The sequence below is a fragment of the Duganella sp. BJB476 genome (assembly GCF_003416895.1).
Lineage (GTDB): Bacteria > Pseudomonadota > Gammaproteobacteria > Burkholderiales > Burkholderiaceae_D > Rugamonas.
Genome location: NZ_QVIO01000010.1, coordinates 48,655 through 65,271 on the forward strand (window position 1 = coordinate 48,655; position 16,617 = coordinate 65,271).

At 61.9% G+C, this 16,617-nt stretch carries 13 protein-coding genes; 2 read left to right on the plus strand and 11 right to left on the minus strand.

Annotation, left to right across the window (positions count from 1 at the left end; translation table 11 throughout):
• Nucleotides 1-7: 7 nt before the first annotated feature.
• Nucleotides 8-1,570 (plus strand): hypothetical protein, encoded by a 1,563-nt coding sequence (locus D0T21_RS28680; protein WP_116993401.1) that lies wholly within the window; start codon nucleotides 8-10, stop codon nucleotides 1,568-1,570.
• Nucleotides 1,571-1,584: 14 nt separating this feature from the next.
• Here the strand turns inward: D0T21_RS28680 and D0T21_RS28685 are convergent, their stop codons facing one another.
• The 6 genes from D0T21_RS28685 to D0T21_RS28710 form a co-directional block, all read right to left on the minus strand.
• Entirely contained in the window at nucleotides 1,585-1,956 is a 372-nt protein-coding gene (locus tag D0T21_RS28685; protein ID WP_116993400.1) for a hypothetical protein, read from the minus strand.
• A gap of 139 nt (nucleotides 1,957-2,095) precedes the next feature.
• Nucleotides 2,096-2,443 carry an energy transducer TonB gene (locus D0T21_RS28690; protein WP_116993399.1) on the minus strand — a complete coding sequence of 116 codons (348 nt, stop codon included), beginning with the start codon at nucleotides 2,441-2,443 and terminating at the stop codon, nucleotides 2,096-2,098.
• A gap of 66 nt (nucleotides 2,444-2,509) precedes the next feature.
• Nucleotides 2,510-2,848, minus strand: coding sequence for an energy transducer TonB (locus D0T21_RS28695; RefSeq protein ID WP_116993398.1), 339 nt, complete (start codon nucleotides 2,846-2,848; stop codon nucleotides 2,510-2,512).
• Nucleotides 2,849-2,950: 102 nt separating this feature from the next.
• Entirely contained in the window at nucleotides 2,951-4,699 is a 1,749-nt protein-coding gene (locus D0T21_RS28700) for a methyl-accepting chemotaxis protein (protein WP_199538609.1), read from the minus strand.
• Nucleotides 4,700-5,046: 347 nt separating this feature from the next.
• A complete protein-coding gene (dusA, locus tag D0T21_RS28705; protein WP_116993396.1) occupies nucleotides 5,047-6,072 on the minus strand; it encodes a tRNA dihydrouridine(20/20a) synthase DusA in 1,026 nt (341 codons plus the stop codon).
• A 34-nt stretch (nucleotides 6,073-6,106) separates the two neighbouring features.
• Nucleotides 6,107-6,682 carry a helix-turn-helix domain-containing protein gene (locus tag D0T21_RS28710; protein ID WP_116993445.1) on the minus strand — a complete coding sequence of 192 codons (576 nt, stop codon included), beginning with the start codon at nucleotides 6,680-6,682 and terminating at the stop codon, nucleotides 6,107-6,109.
• 35 nt (nucleotides 6,683-6,717) lie between these two features.
• Between D0T21_RS28710 and D0T21_RS28715 the strand changes: the two genes are divergently transcribed.
• Nucleotides 6,718-7,188 carry a GNAT family N-acetyltransferase gene (locus D0T21_RS28715; protein WP_229211676.1) on the plus strand — a complete coding sequence of 157 codons (471 nt, stop codon included), beginning with the start codon at nucleotides 6,718-6,720 and terminating at the stop codon, nucleotides 7,186-7,188.
• Here the strand turns inward: D0T21_RS28715 and D0T21_RS28720 are convergent, their stop codons facing one another.
• From D0T21_RS28720 to rbfA, 5 genes are all read right to left on the minus strand, one after another.
• Nucleotides 7,189-9,426 (minus strand): DUF3141 domain-containing protein, encoded by a 2,238-nt coding sequence (locus D0T21_RS28720; protein WP_116993395.1) that lies wholly within the window; start codon nucleotides 9,424-9,426, stop codon nucleotides 7,189-7,191.
• A gap of 131 nt (nucleotides 9,427-9,557) precedes the next feature.
• Nucleotides 9,558-12,734: a TonB-dependent receptor gene (locus D0T21_RS28725; RefSeq protein ID WP_116993394.1), complete on the minus strand. Its 3,177-nt coding sequence runs from the start codon at nucleotides 12,732-12,734 to the stop codon at nucleotides 9,558-9,560.
• Nucleotides 12,735-13,247: 513 nt separating this feature from the next.
• Nucleotides 13,248-15,080 carry a translational GTPase TypA gene (gene typA, locus D0T21_RS28730; protein WP_116993393.1) on the minus strand — a complete coding sequence of 611 codons (1,833 nt, stop codon included), beginning with the start codon at nucleotides 15,078-15,080 and terminating at the stop codon, nucleotides 13,248-13,250.
• A 141-nt stretch (nucleotides 15,081-15,221) separates the two neighbouring features.
• Complete coding sequence (truB, locus tag D0T21_RS28735; protein ID WP_116993392.1) at nucleotides 15,222-16,145, minus strand: tRNA pseudouridine(55) synthase TruB; 924 nt, start codon at nucleotides 16,143-16,145, stop codon at nucleotides 15,222-15,224.
• A 13-nt stretch (nucleotides 16,146-16,158) separates the two neighbouring features.
• Nucleotides 16,159-16,575 (minus strand): 30S ribosome-binding factor RbfA, encoded by a 417-nt coding sequence (gene rbfA / locus D0T21_RS28740; RefSeq protein WP_116993391.1) that lies wholly within the window; start codon nucleotides 16,573-16,575, stop codon nucleotides 16,159-16,161.
• Nucleotides 16,576-16,617: the final 42 nt, after the last annotated feature.

The window sequence follows — 16,617 nt, forward strand, 5'->3', positions numbered from 1 at the left end:
TTCCGTCATGCCACTCACTTTCAACGAAGAGATAGCACTGCAAGCAGCCTTCATGCACATCAAGCGTGAGCGCAAGGAATCGCTGAGGGCCATGTTCAACGGCACCCAACTGCGCGCCAAGAGCCGGGTGGAAGACGCCAAGACGCTGGCCAAGGATGCCAAGGATTGCAAGAAGAAACTGGGGGCGATACCCGGCGTGGCGGTGCCGCACTTCAGCGTGCCGCAGCTGAACATCGACCTGTTCAAGGGACTGGACCTGCGCGGGCTGGTCGATTTCAGGATACCCGCCATCGGCCTGCCGAACTTCGATATCAACCTGATTCCCAACATCCGCTTGGGCGCCATTCCCGGCTTTAATTTGCCGACGGTGCGGCTGAACCTGAAGGGCCTGATCAAGTTCAAGGACCTGCTGCCGGATATCTCCCTGCGCGCGCTGGTGTTCAAGATCGGGCTGACGTTCCCCGAGCTGAACATGCCCTCGCTGCTGTTCGACCTGAGCAAAATACTGAACATCGATTTCGACGTGGCCTTCCCGCGCATCCGCGACCTGTTCCCGGATTTCTTCAACATCGACCTGAACGTCAGCTTGCCGCACCTGGCCATCCCGGACATCAGCCTGCCCAACGTCAACCTGCCCACGCTGGACCTGCCGAACATCAACCTGGGCGAGATCGATTTCAGCAAGATCCACATCCCCGGCTTCGACTTCCCGACCATGCTCAAGGTGCCGGGCTTCGACAAGGTGCTGCGGCTGCTGTTCGAGCTGTTCGATTCGCTGGACATCAACGTCATCCTGGCCGAGCTGGGCGTGGAGTTCATGGCCGACTTCATCAGCTCCGCCCTGCCGCTGGTGCAGCAGGTCAAGGCCGGCGCCAAGGCGGCCGGCAACTGGGGCACGGCGGCGATGGACTGGCACAAGGCGCGCAAGACCACGGTGCAGCGCGGCTTCCTGCTGCCGGGCGACGCCCGCGACGCCTGCGACGCGGTGGCCGACCTGCTGCGCACCAGCCGCAACGAGCACGCGGCGCTGGCGGCGATCCAGACCACGCAGCTGGCGGTGTCCACCGCCGGCCTGTTCGCCGACCTGGGCGGCGTGACCGGCCCGGCCGTGGCGGCCGCCAGCGCGATCGCCACCACCTGCCAGAAGATCATGATCATGGGGGCGCGCTACAAGGAGATGAAGAAGGTCAACCTGATCCTGAGCAACTCGGCGATGGACGCGCTGAGCTCGAACATCTTCCTGGTGTCGCCGCTGCTGGGCTGCTACTACCTGGCCAACAACAGCACCAGCAGCGTGCTCAACATCCTGTGCAACAACATCATCGAGGATGGCTGGATGGCGCAATGGGAGCAGAACAAGCGCCAGCATCTGGATCCGCTGCTGACGGAGTGCGCGCGCTTCATTTCCGAATCGCGCTACGTGCTCGATCCGGTGCGGCAGAACAAGGGGATGTTTGTGGAGAAAAGCGGCATGGACAAGCTGAAGGAAGGCCTGACCCTATACCTCAAGAAAAAAGCCGGCATGGCGCCGGCCCACGCCCGGGTCGCAACCCACAAGTACGTGGGCTGAGAACCGGCGATCGATCAGCGGCGGTGGTAGCCGCGTCCGCCCCAGCGGCCGCCGCAGCACCAGTGGCCGAACGAGAAATCCAGGCCGATGCTGACCGGCGGGTAATAGTAGGCAGGCGCAGGCGCGTAGTACACCGGCGCCGGCTGGATGTAGGTGGTGGTGTAGACCGGCTCGGCGTAGACCACGCGCGAGCTCGGCGCTGGAGCATCCTCGTAGTAGGTGGTCGACGAACCGCTGGCATAAGCGCGGTCCGACGGCGCGACCGCCACGGTGTGCCACTGGTACGGATCCTGGACCCGGGTGGTGGTGGCGTAATAGCCGGGCTGCTGGACGGCGCAGCCTGACAAGGCCGCCACTGCGGCGGCAACGGCGATGATGGTTTTCATGGCACTCCTCCTAGTTTCAGAGTTTACTATATAAGGAAGTTCGCCGCCGCCGGAGCCCGATTACAGCTTGTTACAACGGTTGTGACAGGCGAAAAAAAAGGAAGCGCATGCGCTTCCTTTTTTTGATACTCCGGGGGAATTAATCCAGCTTCCAGGCATAGTCGACCTTGGTCCAGGTTTCGGCGGGGGCGCCGTCCTTGGTGCCCGGCTTGAACTTGCAAGCGCTCAGGGACTTGATCGCCGCCTTGTCCAGGTTCTTGAAACCGCTGCTCTTGTCGATCTTGGAATCGGCCACGCTACCGTCGGCCTTGATCAGGAAAGACATCGACACCGTGCCCTGCTCTTCGTTCATCAACGACGCTTTCGGGTATTCGGCCTTGCAGGTTTTGGCATCAAAACTGGCCGGGACTTCGGCAGCGAACGCTACCGGTGCGCTCGAAACGAGCACTGCTGCGATCACACTCAACCAACGCTTATTTGTAGACATGATTTCCCCAAGTGTAGATATCCGGCACTCAGGCCGCGCGAAGCCGCGCAGCCCGGTTGACACTGATTACAGCTTCCAGCTATAGTCGACTTTGGTCCAGGTCTGGGCCACTGCGCCATCCTTGGTGCCCGGCTTGAACTTGCAAGCGCTCAGGGCTTTGACCGTGGCCTTGTCCAGGTTCTTGTATCCGCTCGACTTCTCAACTTTGGACTCGACGACGTTGCCGTCGGCAGCCACCAGGAAGGACATGGTGACATCGCCCTGCTCTTCGTTCAGCAGCGATGCTTTAGGGTATTCAGCCTTGCAGCTCTTGGCATCCAGCGATGCTGGCACTTCACCGGCGAAGGCGGTCGAAGCGGCGGACAGGATGACGGCGGCGAATACACTGGTCGAAAACTTATTCATTTTACAATTTCCCAACTAAATTATTATTAAAGACTGGTTTATCGAATCCCACAGCGGACCTACATGCCGCGCAAAAGCGCGACGGCAGACTGCGGCAAAGTTTTAAAACTCTTCCCACTCATCGCTGCCGGCTGCGCTAGCTGCCGAGGCGACTTTCTTCGGTTTGGCTGCTGCGGCAGGCGCCGGCGCGGAGGCCAGTTTCTTGACAGGAGCACGGGCAACGATCGGCTTGATCACCGCCTTGGCGGCGGCAGGCTGATACACCGGAGCCGACACGCGCTCCTCGCCTTCCACCAGTTTGAAGATGCTGACCACGCGCGACAGTTCGGCGGCCTGGTCTTGCAAGCTTTGTGCTGCGGCGGCGGCTTCTTCCACCAGCGCGGCATTTTGTTGGGTCATGCTGTCCATCTCGATGATGGAGTGGTTGACCTGCTCGATGCCGGCGCTCTGTTCCTGGCTGGCGTTGGCGATCTCGCTCATGATGTCGGTCACGCGGCGCACCGAGGCCACCACTTCGTCCATCGTCACGCCGGCCTGGCCGACCAGCTTGGTGCCGGCGCCGACTTTTTCCACCGAGTCGTCGATCAGCATCTTGATTTCCTTGGCGGCGCCAGCGGAACGCTGGGCCAGGTTGCGCACTTCCGACGCCACCACCGCGAAGCCGCGGCCTTGTTCGCCGGCACGGGCCGCTTCCACTGCCGCGTTCAGCGCCAGGATGTTGGTCTGGAAGGCGATGCCGTCGATCACGCCGATGATGTCCACAATCTTCTTGGCCGAAGCGTCGATCGAGCTCATGGTGTTGACCACTTCCGACACCACTTTGCCGCCCTTGATCGCCACGTCCGACGCCGCCGAAGCCAGTTGATTGGCTTCGCGGGCATTGTCCGCATTCTGTTTCACGGTCGAGGTCAGTTCTTCCATCGCCGAGGCGGTTTTTTCCAGCGAGCTGGCCTGCATTTCGGTACGCGACGACAGGTCGATATTGCCGGCGGCGATTTCACGCGAAGCGGTGCCGATGGTTTCGGTGCCGGAGCGGACCTGGCCCACGATGTCGACCAGGCTGTTGCGCATTTCCTTCATCTCGGACAGCAGGCTGTCCTTGTCGTTGCCGTTGGTGTCGATGGCGATCGACAGGTCGCCGTTGGCGATGCTGCCGGCGATCGAGGCGGTGTAGTCAGGCTCGCCGCCCAGCTGTTTCAGCAGGCCGCGGGTGATGATGTAAGCGGCGGCGACCGAAATCGCCACGGCCAGCACGCCCAGGATGATCATGAAGCTGCGGGCAGCCGAGAAGCCGGCGGCGGCGTCGGTCTGCACTTGCGCGTTCAGCTTGTCTTCCAGCGCGCCCAGTTGATCCAGTGCGGCCATCCATTTTTTCTGGGCCGGACGAATTTCCTTGATCAGGACCTTGGTTGCTTCTTCGGCCTTGTTGGCCAGCCACAGTTCGGACGCCTTGGCGATGGCCGGCATGGCGATCGCTTCCTGCTCCTTGACCGTTGCCAGCAGCGCTTTTTCTTCAGCGCTGGCTTCGGTGGCGAACTGCGAGCTCAGTTTATTCTGTGCATCGGCGTACTTACCAGCCAGTTCCTTGATGCGGTTCATTTCCGGTTCCATGTCGCCGGCATCGGTCATCAGGGTCAGGATGCGCAGCGAGGTCACGCGGTCGCCCACGTTCGAACGCATGTCGACCACCAGACGGGACACCACGTTGTTCACGGTGATCACGTGATCCAGGCGATCCTGAATCTGTGCCATGCGGAAGATACCCACGGTGGTCACAGCCACCAGGAATAACAGAACCAGCGCGAATCCAAGACCCAGGCGCGTTCCGACTTTCATTTTTGCTAAATTCATTTCGTCTTCTTCGTAAATGACACAGTTGATAAGAGTGCCCTGGAAAGTCTCGTCTCGTGCACGACACCATCCACCCGGCCCTTGCTGCTAGGTAATATCTATGACAGTAGCAAACAATGACTGCGAATGCAAAAACTTGCGGCTCCACCAGCAGCATGCATGTAGTTTTACCGCACTATACAAACGTGAAATAAAGGTGGATATGTGTGTATATTCATGAATTATAGATGCAAATTTTGCCTCAAAGCAAGCAAAACCCGCCTAAAAAATACGCAAACGAACTTTCTGCGTGGAAATACCAACAGTCCAATATATTGTTTGCTAGAAACGCCAGTTTATGCTGTGAACTACGCAGCAATACGTAGGCGGGCAGCGGCTTCGCGCAGCAAATCGGCGTCGCCGAGGGCGAGTTTTTTGGAGTCGGACAGAACCTGACGGAATGCACGGGCGCCGGGCAGGCCGGTCATCAGGCCCAGCATGTGGCGGGTGATGGTGTTGAGCTTCAAGCCGCGGGCGCCGTGCTGGGCCAGTTGGGCTTGAATATAGGGGATCATCGCTTCGAGCACTTCTTCGCGGCTCTTGGGGGCGCGCGCGTCGCCGTAGTAGCGCTGGTCGAAACCGGCCATCACGAAGGGGTTGTGATAGGCCTCGCGGCCCAGCATGACGCCATCCAGGTGCTGCAGATGCTCGTCGATCTCGGCTTCGGTCTTGACGCCGCCGTTGATAATGATTTCGAAGTCAGGGAAATCGCGCTTGAGCTGGTAGGCGAATTCATACTTCAGCGGCGGTACTTCGCGGTTCTCTTTGGGCGACAGGCCCTTCAGAATGGCGTTGCGCGCATGCACGATGAAGGTCTTGCAGCCGGCCTCGGCCACGGTGCCGACGAAGTCGCGCACGAAGTCGTAGCTTTCGGTCTGGTCGATGCCGACGCGGTGCTTGACGGTGACGTCGATGCTGACGGCGTCGCGCATGGCTTTGACGCAGTCGGCCACCAGTTGCGGCTCGGCCATCAGGCAGGCGCCGAAAGCGCCCTTCTGCACGCGCTCGGACGGGCAACCGCAGTTGAGGTTGATTTCGTCGTAGCCCCACTTCTCGCCCAGCTTGGCGCTGGTGGCGAGGTCGGCCGGATCGCTGCCGCCCAGCTGCAGCGCCACCGGATGCTCTTCATCGTTGAAGCGCAGGTGGCGTTCGACGTCGCCATAGACCAGCGCGCCGGTGGTGACCATCTCGGTGTACAGCCAGGTGTGCTGGCTGATATGACGGTGGAACACGCGGCAATGGCGGTCAGTCCAGTCCATCATCGGCGCGACGGACAGGCGGCGGCTCGCTTTGACGGGCGCGGTGTCGGTGGTCGGCAGGGTGATGATGGTCATGGCGGCAACTATGGGAATCGCTTGGGGGTCGACATTATATCGCAAACGGCAGCGTCACCAGGCCGACCAGGTAGCGCGCCGGCCGCTTGCCGGGATTGGCGTAGCTGATGTGCTGGTCTTCGCGGATGGCCAGGCAGTCGCCCGCTTCCAGCCGCCATTGCTGGTCGCCGGCGCTGATGTCCATCACGCCGTCGAGCAGCCAGACTTGCTGGTGGACGTCGGCATCACGCACCACCTGCTCGTAGGTCACGCGCTGGCCCGGCGGGAACACCACCTCCACCAGCTGCAGCGGCGAGCGCGCGGCCGGCGACAGTTGCCGCCGCACATAGCCGGAGGCCGGGTCGGTCCACACCGGCTGGTCGGCGGCCCGTTGCAGCGGCGACGGCGCGGCCGGCTCGCCCTCCCCCGCCTCGAACAAGGCCGCCAGCGTGACGCCGAGCGCGCCGGCCAGCTTGTCCAGCACGGTGGCGGTGGCGCTGCTTTCGCCGCGCTCGATCAGTGAAATATTGGAGCGGCTCACGCCGCTGCGCTCGGCCAATGCCGTCAGCGACAGCCCGCGACTGTCGCGCAAGGCCAGCAGGCGGCTGGCAATGAGTTTGTTGATATCCATGAAATCCATTATACTGGATTTCCATATCCATTAAAATGCCCGACGCCACTATGCAGATCGCCTTTGAATCCCCCGACCAGCCCGGAGTCATCGCCCTGATTACCGACCTCGACGCCTATCAGCTGAGCCTTTATCCACCGGAAAGCGTGTACGCGCTGGATTTGCCGTCGCTGATGCAGCCGCATGTCAAATTTGCGGTGGCGCGCGATGCCGCGGGCGCCATCGTCGGTTGCGGCGCCGTCGTGCTGACGCCGGAATATGGCGAGATCAAGCGCATGTATGTGCAGCCCGCCGCGCGCGGGCAAGGACTGGCGCGCGGCGTGCTGGCCCTGCTGGAACAGGCGGCGCGGGACCAGGGTTGTCCGCAGCTGGTGCTGGAATCCGGCCCGTCCCAGCCGGAAGCGCTGGGTCTGTACGAGCGCCACGGCTTCCAGCGCTGCGGCCCTTACGGCGATTATCCGGACGATCCGCTGAGCGTCTTCATGCGCAAGCCGCTCGACCGCTGATCACGCCTTGCTCTTCTTGCCCACCACCGCCAGCTTCGGCGGGCGCGCCTCGAACATCGCCGCGATCCGCTTCAGCCGCACCGCGCCGTCGCCGGTCAAGGTGCCGGTGGCGCCGGCCACCTGGCGCACGATGGCCAGCGCCGTCGCGCGCGCTTCAGGATCGTCCGGCAGCAGCAGCGGCAGGTCGCGCACCGCCGCTTCCTCGTTCACTTGCAACATCAGGTACTGCTCGCGCAAGATGGATTTGAAGTGCGTGACGCTGAGCTCCTTGTCGTCCGAGGTGCGCAGGCGCAGCTGGCGGATGGTGGCGAAGGCGCGCTCGTCGGCGGCGCTCATTTCCGGGCTGCGGTAGATATACAGCAGGCCGCGGATGATGGCTTCGGTGACGCCGCCTTCGGCTGTCTTCAGCGCCGCCGCCGCGCGGTGCGCGTTCAGCATGGCCTCGCGCGCGATGTCGCGGCCGATGCGGCGCGGACGGCCGCCGTCGGTGCGCAAGCCCACCAGCGCCTGCAGCAAGGGCGAACCATACATGTCGAGGAAGATTTTTTCGGTGGCCTGGTCGCGCAGGTCGCGGTAACGGTCCAGCGCATCGACGATCTGCTGCGACATCGCTTCCTGCATCTGCATGAAGACGTTGTCCGCCGCCACCGGACGGCGTTCGGCGCGCACTTTGGCGGCCATCTCCGGGATGCCGTCGAGCAAAGGATTCTTGCTGGAGAACATGCGGTAGCGCAGGCGCAGCGGATGCGTCTCGCGCTGCTGTTCGGCGCTCGATTCGGTGACCATGGACTTGACCAGCGGACTGGCGAAAGTACGGTACAGGCCGGTGTTGATTTCCGACAGGCGGGCCACGGTGGCGAAGCGGCGTTCGTCTTCGATATCGTTGCCGCCCAGCGCGCGCAGCACATCCAGGCCACGCCGCTCGAAGCGCATCACGTAGTCGCCCGCCCCCATGTCGCCGGAGGCGATTTCCGCCTGCAGCATTTCCTCGTCCTTGTCGAGGAACACCGCTTCGTACAGGCCGGGCGGCATGATGTCGATCATGTCCATCGCCGCCGTGAATTCCTCGTGCTCCTTGTTGGCCACCGAGGCCGAGACGAAGATGCCGAGGTGGCCTATGCTCTGGTGCATCGAGTAGATGATGGTCTGGCCGCCGGCCACCAGCGCGGCGTCGTCCTCGTACAGGTCCAGCACCCAGCCCAGCGCCTGCTGCGGGGGCGTGATGTCGTCGCCCCACGAGCAGAACACCACGATCGGCGATTTAATATTGCGCAGGTCGATGCGGTGGCCGTTGCTGTCCATTAGCGCGGCGTCGCTCAGGCGGTTGCCGACGAACAGCGAGTCGGCGATGTACTGCATTTCGCCGGCGTTCAGCAGCACCGGATTGCCCCACCACTTTTCAAATTCCAGGAAGCGCTCGGCCTCGGTGTCGATCTTCGAATAGACGTTGTAGTTCTTGCTCCACAAGGTGTTCGATGGATTCATTTTCTCGAAGTTGGCGACCAGTTGCGCGCCGTCGAAAATACCGTTGCCGAGGTCGCCCGCCAGCGCCGTCATCCAGGTGCCGCCGAGCACGCCGCCCAGGTAGCGCAAGGGGTTCTTGCCGCGCACGCCGGCCCAGTACGACAGCGGCGCGCCGGCCAGCACCAGCGGGCCGACCAGGTCGGGATTGAGGGCGCTGGTCATCATGATCTGCCAGCCGGCCTGGCAGTTGCCGATCAGCGCAGGCTTGCCGTCGGCCAGCGGATGCAGCTCGGCCACCTTGGCGATGAACTGCGCCTCGGCGCGGCACACGTCCTCGATGGTCTGGCCCGGCACCGGCTGCGGCAGGAAGCCGACGAAGTAGCACGGATGGCCGGCCTTGAGCACCACGCCGATCTCGCTGTCCTGCTTCATGCCGCCGATGCCGGGGCCGTGGCCGGCGCGCGGATCGAACACGATGAAGGGCCGCTTGTGCGGATCGGGAGCCACGCCGTCCGGCGGCGTGATGTACAGCAGGCCGTAATTGACCGGGCGCGCCAGGTGGCGGCCGTCGACGATGGTGGTGAATTCAAAACTCAGCACATGGGGTGCGGTCTGTTCGTGACGGTGGTTGCGCTCGTCGCCGCGCTGGCGCAGCACGTCCATGAACAGCACGCTGCGCTGGCAGGCGTCGACCCAGTAATCGGTCGCCTGCTGGGCCAGCGCAAAGGGATTGCCGGGCCATTGCGGCCACGGGTTGGTCTTGTCGTCGCTCACGGCACTTCCTCCATGCGGTTTATGCTGCCATGCGTCAAAGTACCCTAGCGACAACGAAAACGCAAACGAAACCCACGCATAAAAAAACCGCAGCCGGAGCTGCGGTTTCGGGTCGGACTACGATGCCAGGCTTAGAACTTGTGGTTGTACTCCACCGTGAACTTGGCATAACGCGGCGTCTGGTAGTTCTGCACTTCGCGGTAGGTCGACGAAATCACGCTGCTGTCGCCATCGTCATAGGTGGCGTTGGTCGTGATCGGCGCTTGCTTGTTGAACACGTTGAACACGTCCAGCTTCAGCGACAGTCCCTTGATGAACTGCGGCGTGTAGGCCAGGTTCAGGTCCAGGCGCTTTTCCCACGGCATGCGGCCGAGGCTGCCGCGTGGCGTGGACTTGCCGCCGCAGTTGTAGTATTCCGCGCCGTAGCCTGGGCCGAAGTACTCCTGGCCCTGCGGATAGGCTGGATCGGAACCGTTGTCGGCCGCGTCGTTGGTGCCCAGGCACAGCACCGGACGGCCGGACTGGATCAGCGCGAAAGCGCCGACGGTCCACTCAGGCGTCAGCTCGTAGTAGCCATACATCTTCAGCTGGTGCTTGCGGTCGTTCGGCAGCAGGCCGTTGCTGCCCGGCGCGAATTCCGGGAAGTCCCAGGCGGCCGAGGTGCCGACGTCGGACTGGCCGGTATCGGAACGGGTCTGGCCTTCCATATTGCCTTTGCTGCGCGACAGCGTGTAGTTCACGCGGCCATACCAGCCATTGCGCGCCGGGTGCTCCAGGAATACGTCCAGCGCGGCGTAGGTGCGCTCGGCCTTCGGCTCGCCGATTTCGGCGGCGGTGAAGTGCGCCAGCTGGCCTTTGCCGGTGACCACAGGATTGCCGGCCGCATCGTTGCCATCGATCCAGACCGTGACGTCGCGGCCAGGGTTGTAGATGAAGCAGTTCACCGCGCCCTGGTTCTGGATGTCGATGCCATGGTCGGCTGCGAACTTCAGCAGCGGACGGGTGTCGCAGCTGTCGTCGATACCGGCGCCCAGCTTACGGTAGGTAACCTTGCCGCCGAAGTTCAGGCTAGGACTGTAGGCTTTTTCGAAGCCCAGCGTCAGCTCGTCCTGGTAGTTCGGCTTGAGGTCGGCAGCCACCACCGACTGCGGGTTCTTGGCCTGGCCGTATTCGCCATCCGACGAGACCGGGATGTTGACCGCTTTCAGGCCCAACGGCACGCCGGTGGCCGGATCGATGCCGGTGTAGGTGAATTCCTGGGTGGTGTAGGTCGAACGGCTGGCGGCGCGGGCGGCCACCTGAGTCGGCAGTTGCAGGTAGTAGCGGCCGGCGCTGCCGAAGACCTTGAACGAGGAGTCGCCGTAGACGTCCCAGGCAGCCGAGGCGCGCGGCGCCACTTCGCTCTTCATGTCGAGGAACTTGACGCCGTCGCCGGTCGAGTTGCTGTAGGCGTCGTTGCGGATGCCCAGCGTGAGCAGCAAGTCCTTGCGCACTTGCCAGCGGTCTTCCAGGTACTGCGCCGATTGCTTGGACGAGGCCGAGGTCAGCGAGTTGAAGATCGATTGCGACACATAGTAGCCAGCGGTGCCCGAGCCGCCAAAGTCGGCGACGTTGCCGGGACGGCCGCCCGACAGGTTGATGGACTGACCGACGTTTTTGTCGCCCACGTATTTGTACGACCACGACGAGCCGCCGCTACGGATCTGGCCGGCTGCCGATGAGGTGATGTTGCTGGCGTCGATACCGGCGCGCAGCGTGTGGTTGTTCAGCTTGTACTCAAGGTCGAAGCGGCCCGATTTCACCTCATCTTCGCCGGGGCTGCTGATGTAGCCAGGGAAGACGTTGTAATTGCGGTAGAGCGAGGAACTGAGCGCAGGCCACTTGGCGGTCGAGCCGTACAACACGGTTGGCGGCACGCCGCCGGTACCGGTGTTCGCGCCCAGCGCCTCGTAGCTGACGCCGTGCTGACTCTTCAACACACCATACAGGCCAGTGATGACCAGGTCATCGCTAATGTTGCCGGTGTACTTCAGCATGTTGACCGTCGAACCCGGCGTGCCCGGGAACTCCGGATCGGTAGGCCCCAGGTTCTTGCCCACGGCCGACGAGTACAGCTGGTTGTTCGGCACGCCGTCCAGTTGTTCGGCAGCTTTAGGATTGTTCGGATTCAGCGTATAGCCGTATTTCTGGTAACGGGTCTGGTAGCTGTCGCCGGCGGTGGTGAATTCCAGGCGGTGGTCATCGGTGATGTTCCAGTCCAGCTTGCCCAACCAGCGGTTTTCCTGCGAGCGGTTGTGGTTCCAACCGCTTTGCTCGATGGTCGCCACGTTGGTGACCGAACTCGAGCCCACGTAGGAATCCTTGCCGATGGTCTGGTCGCCGGCTACGAATATGAACAGCTTGTCCTTGATGATCGGGCCGCCCAAATAGGCGCCGTACTGGGTGTTGGAGATGCTGCGGTTGTCGCGGCGCAGGTCTATCTTGCCATCGGTTGCCGCGTTGTTCGGGTCACCGGTTACGGCGTAGTTGATGTTCTTGCGGGCGGCGCGGGTGCTGGCCGGCTCAAGACTGTAGGTCGCTCCCCCCTCCCAAGTGTTGGTACCGCTCTTGGTGGTGACGCTCAGCACGCCGCCGATCGAACGGCCATACTCGGCGCCGAAGCCGCCGGTCAGCACCGACGCTTGCTGGATGGCGCCGAACGGCAGTTCCATCGAGCCCAGCTGGCTCAGCGGATTGGTGATCGGGAAGCCGTTCAGGTAGAAGGCGTTTTCCGACACGCCCGAGCCGCCGAAGGAGGCGGTATTGCCGTAGGCCGAATCACCCTTGGTGGTGTTGGGCGCCAGCAGCGCGATGGCGGTCAGCGACTGCGCCACCGGCAGCTTGGACAGCTCCTTGGACGTGAAGATGGCGCCGTTGTTGGTGTTGGAGACGTCGATGGTGGCGCGGCGGCCGGTCACCTGCACCGTTTGCAGGGAACCGGTGAACGAGGCATTCGCGCCCTGCCCTGCGACCACGTCGACCTCCACCTTCTGCGCGACCTTGCCGTCGCGGCTCAGTTCCACGCGGTAGTGGCCGGTCGGCAGCGCGGTCACCTGGTAGCGGCCGCCCGCCTCGGTGCCGACGCTGCGCTTGAGTCCGGTATCGACATTGGTCAGCGTGACCGTGGCGCCGGCCGGCGTGTCGACCACGCCGTAAATGGTGCCGGTGGCATTCGACTGCGCCCTGGCCGGCTGGACCACGCCGGTCATGACCACCGCCGTGCCAAAGGCGATAGTTAACGCGTGAGCGATGACTGTTTTTCTTAACATGTGATTTCCCGATTTTCCGATTTGAAAAAAAGCTTGGTTGACGGCCGGTACGTGGGTAAGCACGTCCGACCGTCACCAGCTATGTTTTATATTTGCCCCAACTTTTTTCCAGTCACGGAAACGCCTGTTTGACGCTCCCGTTGAAGCTTGCTTGCGATTGGCAAGGCAAGCTCAAGCATCGATAAAACCACGCGCTCCAAAATAGTGTCAATTGCGCATACAGAATTTCAACGACAAAACAACGTTTATTTTTATGTCACAATGTAACGCACCATTTTGGTGCAATACTCCCTATGACGGGGCAGGGAAATTTCGAATTTTACGAAACTATATTAACTAAATTTGTTTTTTTGCCGAGTTAAAATATGTTAATTTTTTATACCTCTGAATTTTATTCTGATGACCCGCTCCCGAAAATCGACGCTTTCATAGGGCCAAAATGACAAAAAGCCGCCCAGTTTGCACTGGGCGGCTTTCACGCCTGAACGGCGGTTTGAATTGCTCGGAAGCGGATTACGCTTCGCGCGATGCCTTCTTACGCTCGTGCTCTTTCAGGAAGCGCTTGCGCAGACGGATCGATTTCGGGGTGATTTCCACCAGTTCGTCGTCGTCGATGAATTCAACGGCGTATTCCAGCGACATCTGGATAGGCGGCACCAGGCGCACTGCCTCGTCGGTACCCGACGAACGCACGTTGGTCAGCTGCTTGCCCTTGATCGGGTTGACGACCAGATCGTTGTCGCGCGAGTGGATACCGATGATCATGCCTTCGTACACCGGGTCGTTGTGGACCACGAACATACGGCCGCGATCCTGCAGTTTCCAGATCGCGTAGGCCACGGCGGCGCCGTCGTCCTGCGAGATCAGCACGCCGTTGCGACGGCCGCCCAGTTCGCCCTTGGTATTATCCACTGGCGCGTATTCGTCGAACACGTGCGACATCAGGCCGGTACCGCGGGTCAGGGTCATGAATTCGCCCTGGAAGCCGATCAGGCCACGCGCCGGGATCTTGTATTCCAGACGCACACGGCCTTTGCCGTCGGATTCCATGTTCTGCAGGTCGCCACGACGACGGCCCAGTTCTTCCATCACGCCGCCCTGGTTGGCTTCTTCAACGTCAACGCTCAGTTGTTCGAACGGCTCGTGGCGCACGCCATCAACCATCTTGAACACCACGCGTGGACGCGATACGGCCATCTCGAAACCTTCGCGACGCATGTTTTCGATCAGGATGGTCAGGTGCAGCTCGCCGCGACCCGATACTTCGAACGTGGTGTCGTCGTCGGTTGCGGCAACGCGCAGAGCGACGTTGGCTTTCAGTTCTTTGTCCAGACGGTCGCGCAGTTGACGCGAGGTCACGAACTTGCCTTCGCGGCCGGCCAGCGGCGAGTTGTTGACCATGAAGTTCATGGTCAGGGTAGGCTCGTCGACGGTCAGCATCGGCAGCGGATCCGGGGTGTCCAGCGCGCACAGCGTCGAACCGATGCCGATTTCGTCGATACCGTTGATCAGGCAGATGTCGCCGGCGACAGCTTCGTTCACCAGCACGCGCTCCAGGCCCTTGAAGTTCAACACCTGGTTGATGCGGCCTTTGATCGGGGTAGCGCCTGGGCCATTGATGACCAGAACGTCCTGGCCGACCTTGACGGTGCCACGGTTGACGCGGCCAATGCCGATCTTGCCGACGTAGGACGAGTAGTCCAGCGACGTGATTTGCATCTGCAGCGGGCCTTCCGGATTGTCGTCGCGGACAGGCACGTGTTCCAGGATGGCGTCGAACAGCGGCTTCATGTCGCCATCGCGCACTTCTTCGGTCAGGCCGGCGTAGCCGTTCAGGCCCGAAGCGTAGACGACCGGGAAGTCCAGCTGTTCATCGGTTGCGCCCAGCTTGTCGAACAGTTCGAAAGTCTGGTTGATCGCCCACTCAGGACGTGCGCCTGGACGGTCGACCTTGTTGACGACGACGATAGGCTTCAGGCCCAGCGCCAGTGCCTTGCGGGTCACGAAGCGGGTCTGTGGCATCGGGCCTTCCTGCGCATCGATCAGCAGCAGAACCGAGTCCACCATCGACAGCACGCGCTCCACTTCGCCGCCGAAGTCGGCGTGGCCTGGGGTGTCGACGATGTTGATGTGGGTGCCTTCGTACTCAACAGCGCAGTTCTTCGACAGAATCGTAATGCCGCGCTCCTTTTCGAGGTCGTTCGAGTCCATGACACGGGTGTCGACCGCTTGGTTTTCACGGAAGGTGCCGGACTGACGCAGCAGTTGATCCACCAGGGTAGTTTTACCGTGGTCAACGTGGGCGATGATGGCGATATTACGAATTGCGCGTTTTGTAGTAGACATGGTCGTTATATTTGCTGAAAAACTGCGGGTGCGTACATGACGTACGGGAGTGGCCAATTTCTGGAACCGCGTAGTATAGCATGTTGCGGTGCAACTCCCTCTGAAATCCTGACTATTTTCAAAGAGTTGCTTTATTGGGGCTTAGGGTTGGGCAAAGGCGATCAAACGTTCCGGCGCCAGGATGCTGTACTCACCCAGCATGGCGGTGCCGAGCAGCTTGTCGTCGAGGTAGACGCGGACCCTGCCTTCTTCCGCCGGCACTGTCACCGGCTCCTTGCCCAGCGCCAGGCGCTGGCCGTTGAGGAAGCGCTTGGCCAGCTCGGCGTTCAGCTGCACCGCCGGGAAACTGGACAGCAAGGCATCGACCGGCGCCAGCAGACTGAGCGGCGCTTCGTGGGCGATCAACTGCTCCAAGGTCAGCATGCCGTCCATGGTCAGCGCGCCGACCTGGGTGCGGCGCAGCGCGTTCAGGTGGGCGCCGCAGCCGAGTGCTTCGCCGATGTCCTGGCCCAGCACGCGGATGTAGGTACCCTTGCTGCAGGTGACCACCAGCTTCAGGAACGGCGCCTCGTAGGACACCAGCTCCAGCTTGTGGATGATGACGTTGCGCGCTTCGCGCTCGAGCGTGATGCCGGCGCGGGCGTACTCGTACAGCGGCTTGCCGTCGCGCTTCAGGGCCGAATACATCGGCGGCACTTGCGCGATCGGGCCGCGGAATTTTTCCAGCACGGCGTGGATCTGCTCCAGCGTGACGTTGACGTCGTGGCTGGCGATGACTTCGCCCTCGGTGTCGCCGGTGTCGGTGGTCTGGCCCAGGTGCACCGTGGTTTCGTAGGTCTTGTCGGCTTCCAGCAAGTCCTGCGAGAACTTGGTGGCCTCGCCAAAGCACAGCGGCAGCAGGCCGGTGGCGAACGGGTCGAGGGTGCCGGTGTGGCCGGCCTTCTTGGCGTTCAGCACGCGCTTGGCCTTGATCAGTGCATCGTTGCTGGAGAAGCCGACCGGCTTGTCGAGCAGCAGCACGCCGTCGACCAGGTCGCGGACTTTTTTAGTATGGTTTTGCTTCATCGGTGCAGCGTGCTTACTCGCCGTCCTTGTTCTCTTCGGCTGGTGCCTGGTCGTCGTCCAGCGAGCGGGTGCTGTTGGCCTGGTCGATCAGCAAGGACAGTTCCATGCCGCGCGCGGTCGAGGTGTCGTGCACGAAGTGCAGCATCGGCAGCGTGTGGATGTGCAGGCGCTTGCCCAGCTGGCCACGCATGTAGCCGGCCGCGGCGGACAGGCCGTCGACGGTGTTCTTGACCTGCTCCTTGCTGTCTTTCAGCATGGTGAAGAAGATCTTGGCGTGCGCGTAATCCGGGGTCACCTGCACTTCGGTGATGGTGATCATGCCGACGCGCGGGTCCTTCAGCTCGTAAGCGATGATTTCGGACAGGTCGCGCTGGATCTGGTCGGCCACGCGCTGACCGCGCTGGGGTATGTTTTTACTATGTTTAGCCATGATATACGGTACTGCTTTCCATAAACGCCAAGTGGACGGTAG

Bases quoted from the DNA above. Each gene is read 5' to 3' on its own strand.
- D0T21_RS28680 (WP_116993401.1), top strand. From the start codon at position 8: ATGCCACTCACTTTCAACGAAGAGATAGCACTGCAAGCAGCCTTCATG.
- D0T21_RS28685 (WP_116993400.1), bottom strand. From the start codon at position 1,956: ATGAAAACCATCATCGCCGTTGCCGCCGCAGTGGCGGCCTTGTCAGGC.
- D0T21_RS28690 (WP_116993399.1), bottom strand. From the start codon at position 2,443: ATGTCTACAAATAAGCGTTGGTTGAGTGTGATCGCAGCAGTGCTCGTT.
- D0T21_RS28695 (WP_116993398.1), bottom strand. From the start codon at position 2,848: ATGAATAAGTTTTCGACCAGTGTATTCGCCGCCGTCATCCTGTCCGCC.
- D0T21_RS28700 (WP_199538609.1), bottom strand. From the start codon at position 4,699: ATGAATTTAGCAAAAATGAAAGTCGGAACGCGCCTGGGTCTTGGATTC.
- dusA (WP_116993396.1), bottom strand. From the start codon at position 6,072: ATGACCATCATCACCCTGCCGACCACCGACACCGCGCCCGTCAAAGCG.
- D0T21_RS28710 (WP_116993445.1), bottom strand. From the start codon at position 6,682: ATGGATATCAACAAACTCATTGCCAGCCGCCTGCTGGCCTTGCGCGAC.
- D0T21_RS28715 (WP_229211676.1), top strand. From the start codon at position 6,718: ATGCCCGACGCCACTATGCAGATCGCCTTTGAATCCCCCGACCAGCCC.
- D0T21_RS28725 (WP_116993394.1), bottom strand. From the start codon at position 12,734: ATGTTAAGAAAAACAGTCATCGCTCACGCGTTAACTATCGCCTTTGGC.
- typA (WP_116993393.1), bottom strand. From the start codon at position 15,080: ATGTCTACTACAAAACGCGCAATTCGTAATATCGCCATCATCGCCCAC.
- truB (WP_116993392.1), bottom strand. From the start codon at position 16,145: ATGAAGCAAAACCATACTAAAAAAGTCCGCGACCTGGTCGACGGCGTG.
- rbfA (WP_116993391.1), bottom strand. From the start codon at position 16,575: ATGGCTAAACATAGTAAAAACATACCCCAGCGCGGTCAGCGCGTGGCC.